This window comes from Arcanobacterium bovis, from assembly GCF_004331995.1.
Taxonomy (GTDB): Bacteria; Actinomycetota; Actinomycetes; order Actinomycetales; family Actinomycetaceae; genus Arcanobacterium_A; species Arcanobacterium_A bovis.
The window spans coordinates 219442-235705 of sequence record NZ_SJDT01000003.1 but is presented as its reverse complement, the minus strand read 5'-3'; the positions used below and the strand labels follow the sequence as shown (position 1 = coordinate 235705).

Below are 16264 nucleotides of genomic sequence, written 5' to 3'. Positions count from 1 at the left end.
AACCCTGATTTATAGCGATCACCTTTCTATTCATGCTATTTCATGGGAACATCTTGAATGTGAACATTTTGCACGATCCTAACCATGATTCGGCATCGGAAAAATACGATTTTTCGGAACTGCGAGATCCGCGCGCTCGCCAACGACCAGTGCTTGCGAGGCGTAGACCTGCGGTTATTGCCGGAGTGTGTCGAGGGCTATCGGTTCATGTGGGTGGGCACGTTGCCATATGGCGACTCCTGTTCTTCGCATTGATCCCGTTTATGGTTAGCCCGATTATTTACCTGGTGCTTGCCGTGCAGTTGCCGCGTTACACACCTGCGTTAGACATTCCGGTTGAACAGCAACGGATCGTGCGCCCGCTTGAATATGTTGTAAACACCAAGCGTGAGCAGCGAGAACCGCGCAATAGCATCTCCACCCATATCGTGCTCATTCTTCTTTTAGTACTGTGCGCTGTTGCAATCGCATTGAGCGGTCTAGATGTATTTGGAACCTGGTCGTACCCGGTTCTGTTTATGCTCCTGATTCTCGGTGGTGGCTTGATCGCCTGGGCAGGACCACTCACCGATGGAACGGTTTCTTTTTCGACTGTTCTTATCGGCGCCACGATTTCCGCCATTGGCGCCGTGCTATTGATTACCTACAGCGGCGGGATTTCAGCGATTGCTGCTGGGTTCCTTACTGGAATTGCCGTTTTAGCAGCTATTGCACTCGTCATTGCTCCGATTATGGCGCAACTGCGCACCAATCTGATCCACACTAACGAAGAAAAAATCCGTGAGGCTGAACGCGCCGATATTGCAGCTCACTTGCATGATTCGGTATTGCAAACGCTGTCGTTAATCCGCGCGCGGGCTCATGAGCCTGATGTTGTGAGTATGCTGGCGCGTTCTCAAGAGCAAGATTTGCGCCGGTATCTGTATGAGGACCGGCCAGAAACAGGCACGTCGCTCGCAACCGAATTGCGTGATGTGGTGCAAGAACTTGAGCGCCGATACCAGCATGAGGTGGACATCGTCGTCACTGGTGACGCTTCGCCGTCGCCCGCTCTGCACGCGCTCGTGGCTGCCGCTGGCGAAGCGATAACAAATGCGTGTAAGCACGGCGGAAGTCATCCCGTTTCGGTGTATGCCGAGCTGAGCGATGCGGAATCGGCGGTGTGGGTGCGTGATCGCGGTGAAGGATTCGATCTAGATAATATTGGTGAAGATCGCGCTGGTATCCGCGAATCGCTTATCGGACGCATGGAACGCGTAGGCGGACACGTGAAAATTCGCACCCCGCTGCCCAATGGTGGTACAGAGGTCTATATGAGCTTAATAAATAATGAAGGTGAGAAATAAGTGGATATTATCATTGTTGATGATCACGACCTCGTGCGGACCGGGGTTTCTATGCAGCTCAAAAATGCTGAGCCTGATTTTAGAATTGTGGGGGAGGCCGCCGACGTCGGTTCGGCTGTGGATACAATCCGCACTGTGCCCTGCGACGTCGTGCTTCTCGACGTTCACTTGCCCGGAGGAAACGGTGGTGGCGGTGCTGAGGTTGTACAACGAATTTTGGCGCTCGGGCTCGAGCACACCCCGCGTTTTCTCGCGCTATCTGTTTCTGATGCGGCCGACGACGTCGTATCGGTTATTCGCGCAGGCGCTCGCGGTTACGTGACCAAATCGATCAATACTGATGAGCTGGTAGAAGCTGTTAAACGTGTGGCTGGTGGCGACGCCGCGTTCTCACCTCGCCTAGCAGGTTTCGTTCTTGACGCATTCGGTGGTGCAGGACCAACGCATGGCTCGGCCGATCCTGATCTCGATGCGTTGTCAACGCGCGAAAAAGAGGTTATGCGTTTGATTGCGCGCGGCTATACCTATCGAGAGGTTGCCACTGAACTGTACATTTCAATAAAGACGGTGGAAACGCACGTGTCTGCGGTACTAAGGAAATTGCAGCTCTCGAACCGGCGCGAGCTGTCACGCTGGGCGGCCGCGCGCGGGATTAACTAGCTGAAAATAACCGTGCGGCTACCGTTCATGAGTACGCGGTGCTCAGCGTGCCAACGTACTGCACGGGAGAGAACTTGCCGTTCGACTTCCGCACCTTTGGCAACGAGGTCGTGAAGAGTGTCGTTATGAGCCACGCGAACCACGTCTTGTTCGATAATGGGGCCTTCATCTAGATCCATTGTGACGTAATGAGCTGTAGCGCCGATGAGTTTCACGCCGCGTTGATGAGCCTGCGCATAGGGGCGAGCTCCTTTGAACGACGGTAAGAAAGAATGGTGAATGTTAATAACATTCCCCGCCAAAATTTGGCACAGCTCGGGAGAAAGAATCTGCATATAACGAGCCAAAACTACAAGCTCCACTTCCCGCTCACGCACGATATTGAGGAGCTCTTGTTCGGCTTCTTGCTTTGATTGCGCTGTAATCGGGATATATATGAATTCTTGTTCGTAAAACTCGGCGATTGACCGCAGATCTTCGTGATTTCCCACTACAGCGGCAATGTCAATCGGAAGGCGCCCGTCGCGATGTTTTGCCAACAAATCCGAAAGGCAATGGCTCTCTTTTGTAACCATAATGAGGGTACGAACTGGCTTATCAATTTCCGCAATACGGAAGTCCATTGAATAGTTTTGGGCGAGCTGCGTCATAGCCGCTTCAATTGTGCTTTTGCCACCTGGAACAAAAGCTTCGATTCGGATGAAAAACCGGCCCTCGGCGTCGTCATTGTACTGCTGGGATTCGAGAATATTGCCGCCCACGGATGCGAGCAGACCTGTAACGGCGTAAACAATTCCGGGTTTATCGGGGCACGACATTGTCAAGACGAGTTTCTCTGAATTCATTCTTCCAGCATAAAGCACGCAAAAAATGTTCGCGCGTGTGCTCAGAGTATGAAAAATGACGGCGTCGCGTAAATACTTGCTCAGAAAATCGTCTCAGAAAGAGGAAGCTGGAGCATTTTCACATTTCCGAATGATGGATCACACTGTTGCCTATGCGGAAGTGGGATAGAATGAACTCATCCGCAACTGGCGCCTGAGGTGGTCACCACCGGGGAGCGGACAAACAGAGGATCGCTAGTCGCTCGCCTGGGCAAGTGATCGAACAGTGCAGCTTGCACGCGCACTGCCACTAGAAACACTGCAGGAGGACAGCCAGAATGGCATCGAACGATTTGCTCAATCAATCGCTCGCAGAACTTGATCCAGATGTAGCTCGCGTACTTGATCTCGAATTAGAACGCCAGCGTAATACTCTGGAAATGATCGCGTCAGAGAATTTTGTGCCGCGAGCAGTGCTCCAAGCACAAGGCTCAGTGCTTACGAATAAATATGCAGAGGGCTATCCTGGGCGTCGCTATTACGGCGGGTGTGAGCACGTTGATATCGTAGAGAATCTTGCGCGTGATCGGGCCAAAGAAGTTTTCGGCGCAGGATACGTTAATGTGCAGCCACACTCGGGCGCACAGGCAAATGCAGCGATTTATCATGCACTAGTCAATCCAGGCGATACCGTGATGGGCTTGGAACTTGCACACGGTGGACATCTCACCCATGGAATGAAGCTCAACTTCTCCGGCAAGAATTTCAATATGGTAGCTTACGGTGTTTCGGAGAAGGACTACCTCATCGATATGGATGAGGTGCGTGCCAAGGCACTCGAAACGAAGCCAAAGCTTATTATTGCCGGTTGGTCCGCTTATCCACGCCAGCTTGATTTTGCTGCATTCCGAGCCATCGCTGATGAAGTTGGCGCATATTTGTGGGTAGATATGGCGCATTTCGCAGGACTCGTTGCGGCAGGTCTGCATCCAAATCCAGTGGATTACGCCGACGTCGTTACCACGACGATCCACAAGACCATCGGTGGTCCACGGTCAGGCATGATTTTGGCAAAGGAATTTGAGCCGCTTGGAAAGAAACTCAATTCGGCAGTATTTCCTGGTCAGCAGGGTGGACCGCTCATGCATGTGGTGGCAGCGAAAGCTATCGCAATGAAGATCGCGGCTACGCCTGAGTTCAAAGATCGGCAAGTTCGCACGCTTGAAGGCGCTAAGATCCTCGCAAATCGACTGATGCAGGCCGACGTCGTAGAAAAGAATATTGCCGTGGTATCGGGCGGAACGGATGTGCATCTTGTGCTTGTTGATCTGCGTAATGCGCAGATGAATGGGCAAGAAGCCGAAGATTTGCTCGATGAGGTTGGTATCACTGTCAACCGTAACTCAGTACCATTTGATCCACGTCCACCGGCTGTTACCTCCGGTTTGCGTATTGGCACTCCGGCGTTGGCCACCCGTGGTTTTGGCGCTGCTGAGTTCACGGAAGTTGCCGATATTATCGCCACTGCTTTGCGTGACGGCGCATCTGCTGATATTCCTGCTCTGCGAGCTCGCACGGCGAAGCTCACCGAGAAGTTCCCGCTGTATCCTGGCCTTGATCAGACTCATCTAGCATGAACGCGATCAGACTTGATGGAAAAGCTGTAGCTTCGCAAATCAAGGATGAGCTCCGACTTCGGGTGGAAGCCCTCAAAAACAAGGGTGTGCACCCGGGATTAGGGACAATTCTCGTCGGCAGTGATCCCGCTTCAAAAATTTATGTTGGAGGTAAGCATCAGGACTGTGCTGATGTGGGGATCGCTTCGATGCGCATTGATTTGCCTGAATCTGCTACCAAAAATGACGTGCTGGCGGCCGTTCGGGATTTGAACGACGCACAAGAATGTACTGGCTATATCGTGCAGCTTCCCTTGCCGCCCGGTATTGATGCCGACGACGTTCTGGCAGCCATCAATCCGGCTAAAGACGCCGATGGCTTGCACCCGTATAACCTTGGAAAACTCCTGCTAAACAACGATAAACCCTTCACGAGTCCGATCCCTTGTACACCACGAGGAATTGTGGAATTGGGTCGACGCGGGGGAGTTACGTGGGACGGTGCCAATGTGTGCGCGGTAGGACTCGGTAGCACCGTAGGGCGGCCGCTGTCTGTGTTGCTATCACACACCTCAATCAATGCTACGGTGGACGGATGTCATATCGGCACCCGTGACCTTGCTGAACACACCAAGCGTGCGGATATCGTTGTGGTGGCAACCGGCGTCGCTCACCTGCTCAAACCTGAGATGGTACGGCCCGGAGCTGCTGTATTCGACGTGGGAGTGACGCGCGAGCGCAACGAATCCACCGGCAAATCTAAAATTTTAGGTGATGTGCATCCAGATGTTGCACGTGTTGCTGGTTGGCTTTCTCCAAATCCGGGCGGGGTCGGGCCAATGACACGAGCAATGCTTCTGGTAAACGTAGTGGAAGCAGCGGAAATGCTTCCTGCTACTTCATAAGGGCTTGGAAGTTCTGGAGTTGAATAAACTCTGAATGCCGTAATGCTCACTTCAACGTGTGCTGGGTGGTTCACCGCTGAGGGCGAAAACCACCCAGCACACGTTTCTGCTTTCGGTAGAATTGGCATAACCTCTTTCTCACATGTCTGGAGTGTCTATGCTGATTGCGACCTGCAATGTTAATGGCTTACGTGCCGCAGTTCGAAAAGGAATGCCGCAGTGGCTTTCTGACGTTCAACCTGATGTTTTGTTGCTGCAAGAAGTGCGCGCTCCTGAGGAGCTGGTTCCGGATCTGCTTGGTGGGCAGTACGCCGTCTACCAGCAAGCCTCTTTGCTCGCCGGACGTGCCGGTGTCGCCGTCGCAGTAAAGAACACCGTGGAGGTTTCGGCGGTGCGTTTGGGGATCGCCGAAGGTTTGGACGACGGCGCAATGGAACTTCCCGTGGATACTGGACGTTGGGTAGAAGTAGATATTCCCCAGTTCAACACCACTTTTATCAGTGCATATCTCCATTCTGGTGTGGCTGATAAGCCAGAGAAAATGGAAGCGAAATACGCCCATCTGGACCGCGTCACTGCACGCCTCGAACAACTCAAACAATCGCGAGAACTAGCACATGTGCTGGTGGGAGGCGATTTTAATATTGTGCACACGGAGCGTGATATTAAGAATTGGAAACCGAACCACAACAAGACTGCCGGTGTTCTCGATCCGGAAATTGCATATCTTGACCGTTGGTTTGGAGAGCTAGGTTATGTGGATACGCAGCGAGCTCTCGTGGGCGATGAGCAAGGTCCATACACGTGGTGGTCACAGCGCGGGCGCGCTTTCGATAACAATGTGGGCTGGCGTATTGACTATCAGATGACCAATCCCGAACTTGCCGATTGTGCGCAGTGGCAACGGGTTGATAGAGCGCAAGGGCGCGATCAACGCTGGTCGGATCATGCTCCATTAATCATTGAATACCGAGAGAACTAAGGGGCAATCATGGGCACTATGACAAGCAAAACTAAGCGCAGTTCGGTGGAGCAGGGTACGGATGTGCAGGATTTCGAGGCAGTGAATCGAGATTTGGAAGGGGCGCTTGACGCCACTGCCACCTGGGAGAACGAGCAGGCTAAGCACCCAGACGATGACTCCCTCATGTCAAAAATTAACCAAATTATGGCATACGTGAACGGTTTGCGGATCATGCGTGCACTGCAACGCTACGGAGCAGTGCGAGGCGCTTTACTCGCCGGCGGACTCGCATATTCTGCTCTCTTTGCGATTGCTGGAGCTCTCACCATAGCTTTTACCGCCTTCTCAGTTATTGTGGGCGGAAATAAGGCGCTCTTCGATAAAATTGTGGAGGCTGTCAATACCTCGTTACCAGGGATTTTGAAGACTGAATCAGCGCCGAAAGGTCTGATTGATCCACAGTCGCTCATCGTCGATAATCCATTCAACCTCATCACTTTAGTGTCGATATTTGTGCTGCTGTGGTCGGCGTTGTCGTTGATGGCAGGTTTGCGTACTGCTATTCAAGCGATGTTCGGCTTGGCTCGCATCCCAACGAATTTTGCGAAGGCAAAACTGCTGGATTTGGCAGGTTTTGTGGTTATTGGATTAGGTGTACTTACGTCAGTGGGTCTGAGCACCGTAACGGCCTTTTTCTCAGAGCAGCTCTTTGATTTGATCGGCTTGCCCGATAGCTGGGGCAATGTGATTCTCAATGGCGGTACGTTCATCATCGGTCTGGTTATTGACACGCTTGTCTTTATGTTCATCTTCCGTTATATGGCCGGCGCACGCGCACCACGCCGCGATCTGTTACTTGGTTCAGCACTGGCCGGTTTCGCTTCGTCGGTGCTGCGTATCATAGGTACGACGGCAGTATCGTCCGTTTCAAATAACGCTTTACTTGCTCCTTTTGCTGCTATTGCTACGATCCTACTGTGGGTGAACCTGATTGCGCGTGTTACCTTACAGGCAGGTGCATTCATTGCTAATCCGCCTGAGCAGCTTGCGATCACTAAGGCTTACTACCCGCATATTGACGAAACTCCGAATTACGTTACCAAGTCGGATCTATATACTCTCGATTGGGAGCATGATCCGATTTCGGGAATTGTTTTGCCTGATTTGCGCCGTGGCTTGATTGACAAGCTCAATACAAAGGCGGCTGGAAAAGCGAAAGAGATGGCGAAAGCAACCGAAAAAGAAGCCAAAGAACAGGCTAAAGACTCGGAACAGGTGAAAGAGGAAAAGGGTAATGAGCCAAAGCCATCACGCTGAGGAAACTAATTGGCGCGAGCCTGCCGGTGGTATGCATGAGCGTGACGGCGGTACACACCAGCCTGTCTGCGAGTCGCAAGAACCAATTCAGGATTTTTACGCCATCATTCCAGCAGGTGGAGCCGGTACTCGGCTTTGGCCGCTTTCACGGGCTCGGTCGCCAAAATTCTTGGCTGATCTCACGTCTTGCGGGCAAAGTATGTTGCAATCAACCGTGCAAAGACTCAAGCCACTCGCCGAGGATCGCGTATTAGTGGTGACTGGTGAAGCCCATCTGGACGCTGTACAATCCCAGCTCACGCACTTACCATCAACACAGTTCATCGCTGAGCCATGCGGACGCGACTCCATGGCGGCGATCGGTTTGGCAGCCGCCGTCTTACAGGAGCGGCATGGCTCTATAGTCGCAGGCTCCTTCGCAGCCGATCATATGATCGCGCGTGAAGATGTGTTTATTGCTGCAGTGAAATCAGCAATTGTGGCAGCTCGCGATGGGAAAATTGCCACCGTTGGCATCGAACCTGAGTATGCTGCAACAGGTTTTGGTTACATTCACCTAGCAAAGCGGTGCAGTTATCAATCTCCACTCACCGTGTATGACGTTTCGGAATTTATGGAGAAACCGAACCAGGATCGGTCCCGGGAGTTCGTGGCAAGTGGGCAGTACATGTGGAATGCTGGAATGTTCGTATTCCGCACGGATGTATTACTTGCTGCCTTGCAAGCCTTTGAGCCACAGTTGTACGAGGGGATATTGAGCATAGCCCGTGCGTGGGATACTCCGCAGAGAAGCTCAGTGATGGATGATCTATGGGTAAATCTCAAGAAGATCGCCATAGATCATGCTATCGCTGAACCGTTAGCGCAGCGTGGGGGAGTCGCCGTCGTGCCTGCGAGTATGGGCTGGTCAGATGTGGGTGACTATCGATCACTTGGAGAGGTTCTCGCTGAAAAGAAAAGTGCTTGTGATTCGAGCACTTATTGCGACGCTGAGGCGATTGTAAGCGAATCGTCTGGTAGCAACGACAAGGATGGCGACGCCGTCGTACAGATTGCTCCGGGAGGTTCGGTGCAACCTGTTGTAACGGATGACGCGAATGGAACGATCGTTTATACACACTCAAAACCAGTGGTCATCGTGGGTGTTCCGGATGCGATCGTAGTTGAAACAGCGGACGTCATATTCGTGACTTTGAAAGAACAATCCCAGCGAGTAAAGGACGTAGTCGGGAAACTACCAGAAGAACTTCGCTAAATGATGTGCAGATAGCCGAGCAAAGTTGTAAGATGCAGGGAAGAGTCTATTGCAGGTAACGTGAGACGATAATTTTGGCGACGATAAGGGGATTGCGACCGCCATTGTTATTCTCGACTGGATTTTTATCTGAAATAGACTAAGTTTGATCGTGGTTCTATTTTCGAAGTCGAAAATATTCCGAACACACAATTTACACTCAGGAGAAAAACGTGAAGAAGATTACTTCATTGGCCGCAATCGTCGCGGCTTCCGCACTCGCTTTGAGCGCATGCTCGGGCGGCGACAGCAAGAGCGTGGGTAGCAACTCGGATTACAAGGCCTGCTTGGTTTCGGATCAGGGCGGCTGGGACGACAAGTCCTTCAACGAGTCCGCGTTTAACGGCCTCAAAGTTGCTGAGAAAGATCTTAAGGTAAAGACAGGCACGAGTGAGTCGAAGGGCGTTGCCGATTTCGGTCCAAACGTTGACGCACAGGTTGCGGACGGTTGTAACTTGATTATTGGCGTTGGCTTCATGCTCGCTCCAGCAACCCTAGCTGCCGCTCAGAACAACCCAGATATCAACTTTGCGTTGATTGATTCCGCATTCACCGACAAAGACAACAAGGTTGTTCCGCTGAAGAATGGCCGTCCACTCGTATTTAACACTGCTGAAGCAGCATACCTCGCAGGTTACGCTGCAGCTGGCATGACCAAGACCGGCACGGTTGCAACCTTCGGTGGTATGCCAATTCCGTCGGTTACAGTGTTCATGGATGGTTTCGCTGATGGTGTGAAAGCATACAACGAGGCAAAGGGCAAGAATGTTAAGCTCCTTGGCTGGGATAAGGCTGCACAAACTGGTTCATTCACCAACTCGTTCGAAGATCAGAACCTTGGCAAGACCCAGACTCAGCAGTTTATCGATCAAGGTGCAGACATCGTGATGCCAGTTGCAGGCCCAGTTGGACTTGGTGCAGCAGCTGCGGCGAAGGCTGACGGCAAGACCCTCATCGTTGGTGTTGACTCCGATTGGTACGAGTCCACCCCCGACTACAAAGCAATCGTTCTCACCTCTGTGATGAAGCAGATCGACAAGTCGGTGATTGACACCGTTAAGATCGGTAGCGAAGGTAAGTTCACCTCCGAACCATACATTGGAACTTTGGAAAATGGCGGCGTATCGCTCGCTCCATTCCACGATTTCGATTCGAAGGTTCCTGCTGATCTGAAGGACGAGATCAAGAAGCTCTCCGACAAGATCAAGTCTGGCGATCTCAAGATCGAGAGCAAGAGCTCTCCAAAAACCAAGTAATTGGTGAACTATATTGTTTGAGGTCCGGTTTCATTCGAGGCCGGACCTCAACTATTCTTAATGCGGATGCATAAAATTAATCGCGAAAGGGGTCTGGCGTGAAGCTGGAGCTTAAGGGGATCACAAAACGATTCGGCCCCCTCGTGGCAAATGACCACATTGACCTCGTTGTTGGAGAAGGGCGTATCCACGCACTTCTGGGCGAAAACGGCGCAGGTAAGTCAACACTCATGAATGTACTTTATGGGTTGTATGATCCAGACGAAGGAGAGATTCTCCTTGATGGACAGCCCGTCAAGTTTAATGGACCGGGCGATGCAGTTGCCGCTGGCATTGGCATGGTTCACCAGCATTTTATGTTGGTTCCCGTATTTACAGTAGCTGAGTCTATTGCGCTGGGATACGAGCCCACCAAAAAAGCTGGTGTGATTGACATTAAGAAAGCTCGTGAAACAGTACGTGAGGTTTCGAAAAAATTCGGTTTTGACTTGGATCCAGATGCGCTGATTGAAGATCTCCCAGTGGGAGCTCAGCAGCGTGTTGAGATCGTTAAAGCGTTGTCGCGTGATGCAAAAGTGCTCATCCTCGACGAGCCAACGGCGGTGCTCACACCACAAGAAACCGATGAACTCATGGCTATCATGAAGCAACTCGCTGCTTCGGGCACGTCTATCGTGTTCATTACTCACAAATTGCGTGAAGTGCGTGCAGTATCAGATGACATTACGGTGATTCGCCGCGGCGCCGTCGTCGGTGAAGCGAGCCCAACGGCAACGGAAGCCGAGCTTGCAACGCTCATGGTTGGACGACCTGTGATGATGCGAGTGGATAAGAAACCAGCCGAGCCGGGCGAGATTGGCTTGGAATTGCGAGATGTTTCGGTATTAAACGACGCCGATATTCCGGTACTGTCTCACGTGGACTTACAGGTTCGCCGTGGTGAAGTGCTGGCAATCGCCGGTGTACAAGGTAATGGCCAAACTGAGCTGGCGGAAGCTATTCTTGGTCTTGAGCCTATTGCAGAGGGAGCTATTCTCCTTGATGGCAAAGACATCAGTGGTCAGAAAGTTCGCGCCAATATCGATGCTGGTATCGGCTTTGTTCCCGAAGATCGCTCTAAAGACGGCATTATTGCTTCGTTCTCGATTGCCGACAACCTGATTCTTGATCAGTACCGGAATGCTCCGTTTGCGTCTGGGCCGCTCATGAAGGGCAGCGCTATTACGCAGAATGCAAATGACAAGGTAGCCGAATACGACGTTCGTCTTACTTCGATTAATGACGCAATTTCGACACTTTCGGGTGGAAACCAACAAAAAGTCGTTGTGGCGCGCGAGATGTCGCGCGACTTGCGCCTGCTCGTTGTTAATCAGCCAACTCGTGGTGTCGATGTGGGCTCAATTGAGTTCATTCATAAGCGTATTGTGGCCGAACGTGATTCTGGTACGCCGATTTTGTTGGTGTCGTCGGAACTCGATGAAGTTGTGGCGCTTGCCGACCGTATCGCTGTGATGTATCGCGGACGTATTATTGGAGTTGTGCCTGCAGATACCTCGCGTGATGTGCTTGGTTTGATGATGGCCGGTGTTCCTGAGGATGAAGCCTTCGCACAGGCTGGGCATTCTCATCCTGGAGTGTTAGGGGATGTGCACTGATGTCCGAAGTGACGACAAAAAATGAATTTCAGCCGTCTGCAGCTGTGAAAATGCGCGCGGTGCTGCACACTGCCCTACGTTCTGGCTGGGTTGTAGCGATTCTTGCGGTAATTTTGGCGTTCGTTGTAGGCGCTATCTTGATTGCCATCAGCGGAGCAAACGTTGGTAACGCCTATTATGCGATGTTCCGAGGTGCGATCTTCGATCCCGGAGCTTCAACGTTCCAACGCCAAATCATGCCGTTGACCAAGACTGCCTTTAATGCCGCACCTTTGATTCTTGCCGGTCTCGGGCTTGGTCTTGGATTCCGTGCGGGTCTATTCAATATTGGTGGAACTGGTCAGATCGTTTTTGGTGCGATTGCTGCAATCTGGGTTGGGCTCAATCTCCAGTTGCCAACAGGTATCCATATGATTGTTGCGATCCTTGCAGCAATGCTTGCCGGTGGACTTTATGCTGGTATTGCCGGCGTCTTGAAGGCGAAAACTGGTGCGAACGAAGTTATCGTAACCATAATGCTCAACTCGATTGCGGCACTTGTGCTGGGCTACTTGTTGTCGTTGTCATCGTGGAAAGCTCCAGGTTCGAATAACCCGCAAACGCCGCATGCTGCGCAATCAGCTTTGTTCACGCCTTTGCTTCCAGCACCATTTAAGCTGCATATCGGCATCGTGATCGCTGTGGTTGCCACGTTCGTTTATTGGTGGATTCTCAAGCGTTCGACGTTTGGATTTGAACTACGCGCTGTAGGAGCAAATCCACATGCTGCTCAAACTGCAGGTATGTCTACTGCAAAGGTGACGATCCTGACGCTTGTTCTATCGGGCGTTTTCTGTGGTCTTGCTGGAGCAAATGAAGCCTTGGGCACGATGGGTTATGTTACCGAAGGTATTGCAGGATCGATTGGATTCGATGCAATTACGGTTGCGCTGCTTGGCCGTAATACGCCGCTGGGAATTTTCTTCTCAGGTTTGTTGTTCGGTGGATTCAAAGCTGGCGGATACGTGATGCAAACTCAGGGCGTGCCGATCGACATGATCCTTATTTTGCAGTCGATGATTGTTTTGTTTATTGCTGCGCCGGCGCTCATTCGGTGGATGTTCCGTTTGCCGAAACCGGATGGAAAGTCCGTGCGGGAATACGTGGCATTGCTATCAGAGAAGAAACAAGCAGCGACTAAGGGGGCACAAGCATGAGTGCTGTAGCGGTAGAAACAACCTCACCAAGCGCGAACGTGCTTGGTAAACTCAGCTGGAAGATTCCGGTAACTTTCGGTTTTGCTTCTGTGCTCTTGTTATTCTTTGCGATGCAAGCACAAGGTCAAACCCGTTTTCGTTTGAACGATAAGTCTCAAAAATTTGATATTCCCGATTTTTCGTTTAGTGCTTCAGCGGTGCTGTGGGCGTTTTTCGCGGTGGCGTTGCTTGGTACAGCGTGGTCGGTAATGTCGGTGCTTTCGCGTGGTAAGTACGCGAAAGCAGGCAGAATCTTAGACGCAGTGGTGATGGCAGTTATTGCTTTCATGACTGTTCTCGGTTTCATGATTTTTGCCGGTGCAGGCTCAGAGTCAGCAGTGACTGTTACCTCGACTCTCGTTTCAACTGTAGCTATCTCGACTCCGCTCATTTTTGGTGCGCTGTCTGGTGTAGTTTGCGAACGAGTGGGCGTGGTCAATATTGCGATTGAAGGACAGCTCCTCTTCGGCGCTTTCGCAGGTGTGGTTGCGGCGTCGTTCTTCAAGAATGCGTTTGTTGGTTTGCTCATTGCACCGTTAGCTGGCGCGTTCGTAGGTGCTTTGCTTGCGCTGTTCTCAGTGAAGTATGCAGTCGATCAGATTATTGTTGGCGTCGTGCTCAACGTACTTATTCTGGGCTTGACTACATTCTTTGCAGGAACTTTGCTCACGCGTAATGCGCAGATGCTCAACACTAATCAATTCTCGTTGACGCCGATTCGCATTCCGTTGCTTGCCGATATTCCAGTGATTGGTCCGGCTCTTTTCAATCAAACTATACTTGTGTACTGCATGTATGTTGCGGTAACGCTGCTCACGATCTTCCTCTTCCGCTCGCGGTGGGGATTGCGGCTACGCGCTTGTGGTGAGCATCCACGTGCAGCGGATACAGTGGGTATCAACGTAAATCGCACTCGTTTCCGTAACACAGTATTTGGTGGTTCGCTAGCGGGACTCGGTGGTGCTTTCTTTACCATTGGATCAGGTCTTGCATTCACGGATAATATGTCGGCAGGAAACGGATATATCGCGCTTGCTGCCATGATCTTGGGCAAGTGGCATCCACTTGGTGCTGTAGCTGCTTCGGTGATGTTTGGCTTTGCAAAGGCATTTGCCTTGCTCGTGCCAAACCTGACTAACGCTATCCCGTCGCAGATGGTCAATATGATTCCGTACATCGTGACTATCATTGCTGTGGCTGGATTTGTTGGTAAATCTCGTGCTCCTGCAGCTGAGAACGTGCCATACGTGAAGTGATTGGGTGTCGTGGTGGTTTCGGCCACCACGACACTAATCTTTTCTATCGAGAAAGTTTTGATATGGAAACTATTGATTGGGAAAACCTCAAAGATGTAGCTTGTGAGGTTATGCAGCATGCATACGCACCTTATTCAGGCTATCCCGTTGGCGCGGCTGCCATTGTGGACGACGGACGCATCGTTAGCGGTTGCAACGTCGAGAACGCTGCGTACGGCGTCGGTCTGTGTGCAGAATGCGGAATGGTTTCTGAACTCACAAAAGGTGGGGGAGGACGCCTCGTTGCCTTCGTCGCCGTCAACGGAAATCGAGAGGTCATTGTGCCGTGTGGGCGTTGCCGCCAGTTGCTTTTTGAACACGGAGGCAAGGCGCTCAAAGTACTCATGCCACACGGCGTCATGACTATGGACGAAGTGCTGCCCTACGGATTTGGACCAACTGAGCTCAATGAAGTGGAGAGCGCAGTGAAGGTTGATATGCCTTATGCACTCCAAGAAAACGTGCAATAGAACAAGAAGTAGATAACAAAGGGGATATGATGGCTGAAAAATTTGACGTGGTGGACGTTATTCGTCACAAGCGCGATCGACTCAAGCTGAGTTCAGATGAGATTGCGTGGACGATTGATGCTTATACACGTGGGGTAGTAGGCGACGAGCAGATGGCTGCACTCGCTATGGCGATTTTCTTGAATGGTATGGATCGTCAAGAAATCGTGGAGTGGACGAACGCGATGATTGAATCCGGCGAGCGCATGGATTTCTCCGGTCTTGGCCGAGTTACGGCTGATAAGCACTCAACGGGCGGTGTAGGCGACAAAATCACGTTGCCGCTCGCTCCACTCGTAGCGGCTTTCGGTGTGGCTGTTCCACAGCTTTCGGGCCGCGGACTTGGACACACAGGTGGAACGCTCGATAAGCTCGAAGCTATCCCAGGGTGGCGTGCGAATTTGTCGAATGAAGAGATCATGCATCAACTTGGGCTTGAGGGCTGCGGCGCCGTTATTTGTGCAGCTGGTTCAGGTTTGGCTCCAGCGGACAAGAAGTTGTATGCGCTCCGTGACGTGACCTCTACGGTGGATTGTATTCCGCTCATTTCTTCGTCGATTATGTCGAAGAAGATTGCGGAGGGTACTGGATCGCTGGTGCTTGACGTCAAGGTGGGTTCTGGCGCGTTCATGAAAGAGCTGGAACAGGCTCGCGAGCTTGCACAGACGATGGTGGACCTGGGCACTGATGCGGGCGTGCACACTGTGGCGCTTTTGACCGATATGAGCACCCCACTTGGTCTCAAGGTTGGCAATGCGCTTGAAGTTGAGGAATCCGTGGAGGTTCTCGCGGGTGGCGGTCCTGCCGACGTCGTTGAGCTCACCTTGGCGCTTGCCCGCGAGATGCTCAGCGCCGCTGGTCAGCCTGATGCTGATGTGGAAGCAGCTCTCAAGGACGGTCGTGCTATGGACGTGTGGCGTCAGATGATTGTTGCGCAAGGTGGCGATGTCGATGCGCCGCTTCCGGTGGCGAAGCATTCGCATGATGTTGTTGCGACCGAGAGCGGTGTGCTTGAGACGCTGGACGCGCTGTCGGTTGGCGTGGCTTCTTGGCGTCTCGGTGCCGGCCGTGCATTCCAGGGTGAGCCAGTGCAGGCAGGAGCAGGCATCGAGCTGTTTGCCAAGCCAGGCGAAGAAGTGAAGAAGGGGCAGAAGCTCATGACCTTGTTCACCGATGAAGAGGCTCGCTTTGAGCGTGCGCTTGAGTCCTTGGACGGCGGCGTCGTGATCGGCACTGCAGCTCCGGCACAAAATTCCGTGATTTTGGATCGCATTACGCGTTCATAATTCAAAGAGCTGGTGATATGAGCTCGAAGAGTTTTCTATACCAGCTGATCCGCACTGCGGATACTAGTAGAATAAGTGGTGTGTGGGCGCGGTGGCGCTCAC

General features: G+C 52.0%; 14 protein-coding genes and 1 riboswitch. Of the genes, 13 read left to right on the top strand and 1 reads right to left on the bottom strand.

Translation table 11 applies throughout. The features are described 5' to 3' along the window. Positions 1-59: 59 nt before the first annotated feature. Positions 60-1346: an ATP-binding protein gene (locus tag EZJ44_RS04845; RefSeq protein ID WP_165496113.1), complete on the top strand. Its 1287-nt coding sequence runs from the start codon at positions 60-62 to the stop codon at positions 1344-1346. Then, positions 1347-2006, top strand: coding sequence for a response regulator (locus EZJ44_RS04840; protein ID WP_277751393.1), 660 nt, complete (start codon positions 1347-1349; stop codon positions 2004-2006). On the opposite strand, the gene purU is transcribed toward EZJ44_RS04840, so the two are convergent. Continuing rightward, positions 2003-2851 (bottom strand): formyltetrahydrofolate deformylase, encoded by an 849-nt coding sequence (gene purU / locus EZJ44_RS04835; RefSeq protein ID WP_131280778.1) that lies wholly within the window; start codon positions 2849-2851, stop codon positions 2003-2005. The two genes, EZJ44_RS04840 and purU, sit on opposite strands and share 4 nt — an antisense overlap. A 172-nt stretch (positions 2852-3023) precedes the next feature. After that, positions 3024-3110: riboswitch (ZMP/ZTP riboswitch) on the top strand. A gap of 58 nt (positions 3111-3168) precedes the next feature. On the opposite strand from purU, the gene glyA reads away from it, so the two are divergent. The 11 genes from glyA to EZJ44_RS04780 all read left to right on the top strand — a co-directional run bounded on the left by glyA (position 3169) and on the right by EZJ44_RS04780 (position 16162). Then, the gene (gene glyA / locus EZJ44_RS04830; RefSeq protein WP_131280776.1) at positions 3169-4467 is read left to right on the top strand and encodes a serine hydroxymethyltransferase; all 1299 of its coding nucleotides are present in this window, start codon (positions 3169-3171) and stop codon (positions 4465-4467) included. After that, positions 4464-5351 (top strand): bifunctional methylenetetrahydrofolate dehydrogenase/methenyltetrahydrofolate cyclohydrolase, encoded by an 888-nt coding sequence (locus EZJ44_RS04825; RefSeq protein ID WP_131280774.1) that lies wholly within the window; start codon positions 4464-4466, stop codon positions 5349-5351. Before glyA ends, EZJ44_RS04825 begins: the two co-directional genes overlap by 4 nt. 157 nt (positions 5352-5508) lie before the next feature. Continuing rightward, positions 5509-6333, top strand: a complete 825-nt coding sequence (locus EZJ44_RS04820; protein ID WP_131280772.1) for an exodeoxyribonuclease III — start codon at positions 5509-5511, stop codon at positions 6331-6333. Positions 6334-6342: 9 nt separating this feature from the next. After that, a complete protein-coding gene (locus EZJ44_RS04815) occupies positions 6343-7632 on the top strand; it encodes a YihY/virulence factor BrkB family protein (RefSeq protein ID WP_131280770.1) in 1290 nt (429 codons plus the stop codon). Further along, positions 7610-8887, top strand: a complete 1278-nt coding sequence (locus EZJ44_RS04810; protein ID WP_241658597.1) for a mannose-1-phosphate guanylyltransferase — start codon at positions 7610-7612, stop codon at positions 8885-8887. Before EZJ44_RS04815 ends, EZJ44_RS04810 begins: the two co-directional genes overlap by 23 nt. Positions 8888-9099: 212 nt before the next feature. After that, complete coding sequence (locus tag EZJ44_RS04805) at positions 9100-10182, top strand: BMP family lipoprotein (protein ID WP_131280768.1); 1083 nt, start codon at positions 9100-9102, stop codon at positions 10180-10182. A gap of 98 nt (positions 10183-10280) precedes the next feature. Beyond that, positions 10281-11837 (top strand): ABC transporter ATP-binding protein, encoded by a 1557-nt coding sequence (locus tag EZJ44_RS04800; RefSeq protein ID WP_131280766.1) that lies wholly within the window; start codon positions 10281-10283, stop codon positions 11835-11837. Continuing rightward, positions 11837-13033: an ABC transporter permease gene (locus EZJ44_RS04795; RefSeq protein WP_376988696.1), complete on the top strand. Its 1197-nt coding sequence runs from the start codon at positions 11837-11839 to the stop codon at positions 13031-13033. The genes EZJ44_RS04800 and EZJ44_RS04795 overlap by 1 nt, the downstream gene beginning before the upstream one ends. Next, positions 13030-14328 (top strand): ABC transporter permease, encoded by a 1299-nt coding sequence (locus EZJ44_RS04790; protein ID WP_131280764.1) that lies wholly within the window; start codon positions 13030-13032, stop codon positions 14326-14328. Before EZJ44_RS04795 ends, EZJ44_RS04790 begins: the two co-directional genes overlap by 4 nt. Before the next feature lie 62 nt (positions 14329-14390). Continuing rightward, a complete protein-coding gene (locus tag EZJ44_RS04785; RefSeq protein ID WP_131280762.1) occupies positions 14391-14837 on the top strand; it encodes a cytidine deaminase in 447 nt (148 codons plus the stop codon). Between the two features lie 29 nt (positions 14838-14866). After that, positions 14867-16162, top strand: a complete 1296-nt coding sequence (locus EZJ44_RS04780; RefSeq protein WP_131280760.1) for a thymidine phosphorylase — start codon at positions 14867-14869, stop codon at positions 16160-16162. Positions 16163-16264 lie beyond the last annotated feature (102 nt).

Coding starts and splice junctions, on each gene's coding strand:
- purU (WP_131280778.1), bottom strand. CDS start 2,851: ATGAATTCAGAGAAACTCGTCTTGACAATGTCGTGCCCCGATAAACCC.
- glyA (WP_131280776.1), top strand. CDS start 3,169: ATGGCATCGAACGATTTGCTCAATCAATCGCTCGCAGAACTTGATCCA.
- EZJ44_RS04825 (WP_131280774.1), top strand. CDS start 4,464: ATGAACGCGATCAGACTTGATGGAAAAGCTGTAGCTTCGCAAATCAAG.
- EZJ44_RS04820 (WP_131280772.1), top strand. CDS start 5,509: ATGCTGATTGCGACCTGCAATGTTAATGGCTTACGTGCCGCAGTTCGA.
- EZJ44_RS04815 (WP_131280770.1), top strand. CDS start 6,343: ATGGGCACTATGACAAGCAAAACTAAGCGCAGTTCGGTGGAGCAGGGT.
- EZJ44_RS04810 (WP_241658597.1), top strand. CDS start 7,610: ATGAGCCAAAGCCATCACGCTGAGGAAACTAATTGGCGCGAGCCTGCC.
- EZJ44_RS04795 (WP_376988696.1), top strand. CDS start 11,837: ATGTCCGAAGTGACGACAAAAAATGAATTTCAGCCGTCTGCAGCTGTG.
- EZJ44_RS04790 (WP_131280764.1), top strand. CDS start 13,030: ATGAGTGCTGTAGCGGTAGAAACAACCTCACCAAGCGCGAACGTGCTT.
- EZJ44_RS04785 (WP_131280762.1), top strand. CDS start 14,391: ATGGAAACTATTGATTGGGAAAACCTCAAAGATGTAGCTTGTGAGGTT.
- EZJ44_RS04780 (WP_131280760.1), top strand. CDS start 14,867: ATGGCTGAAAAATTTGACGTGGTGGACGTTATTCGTCACAAGCGCGAT.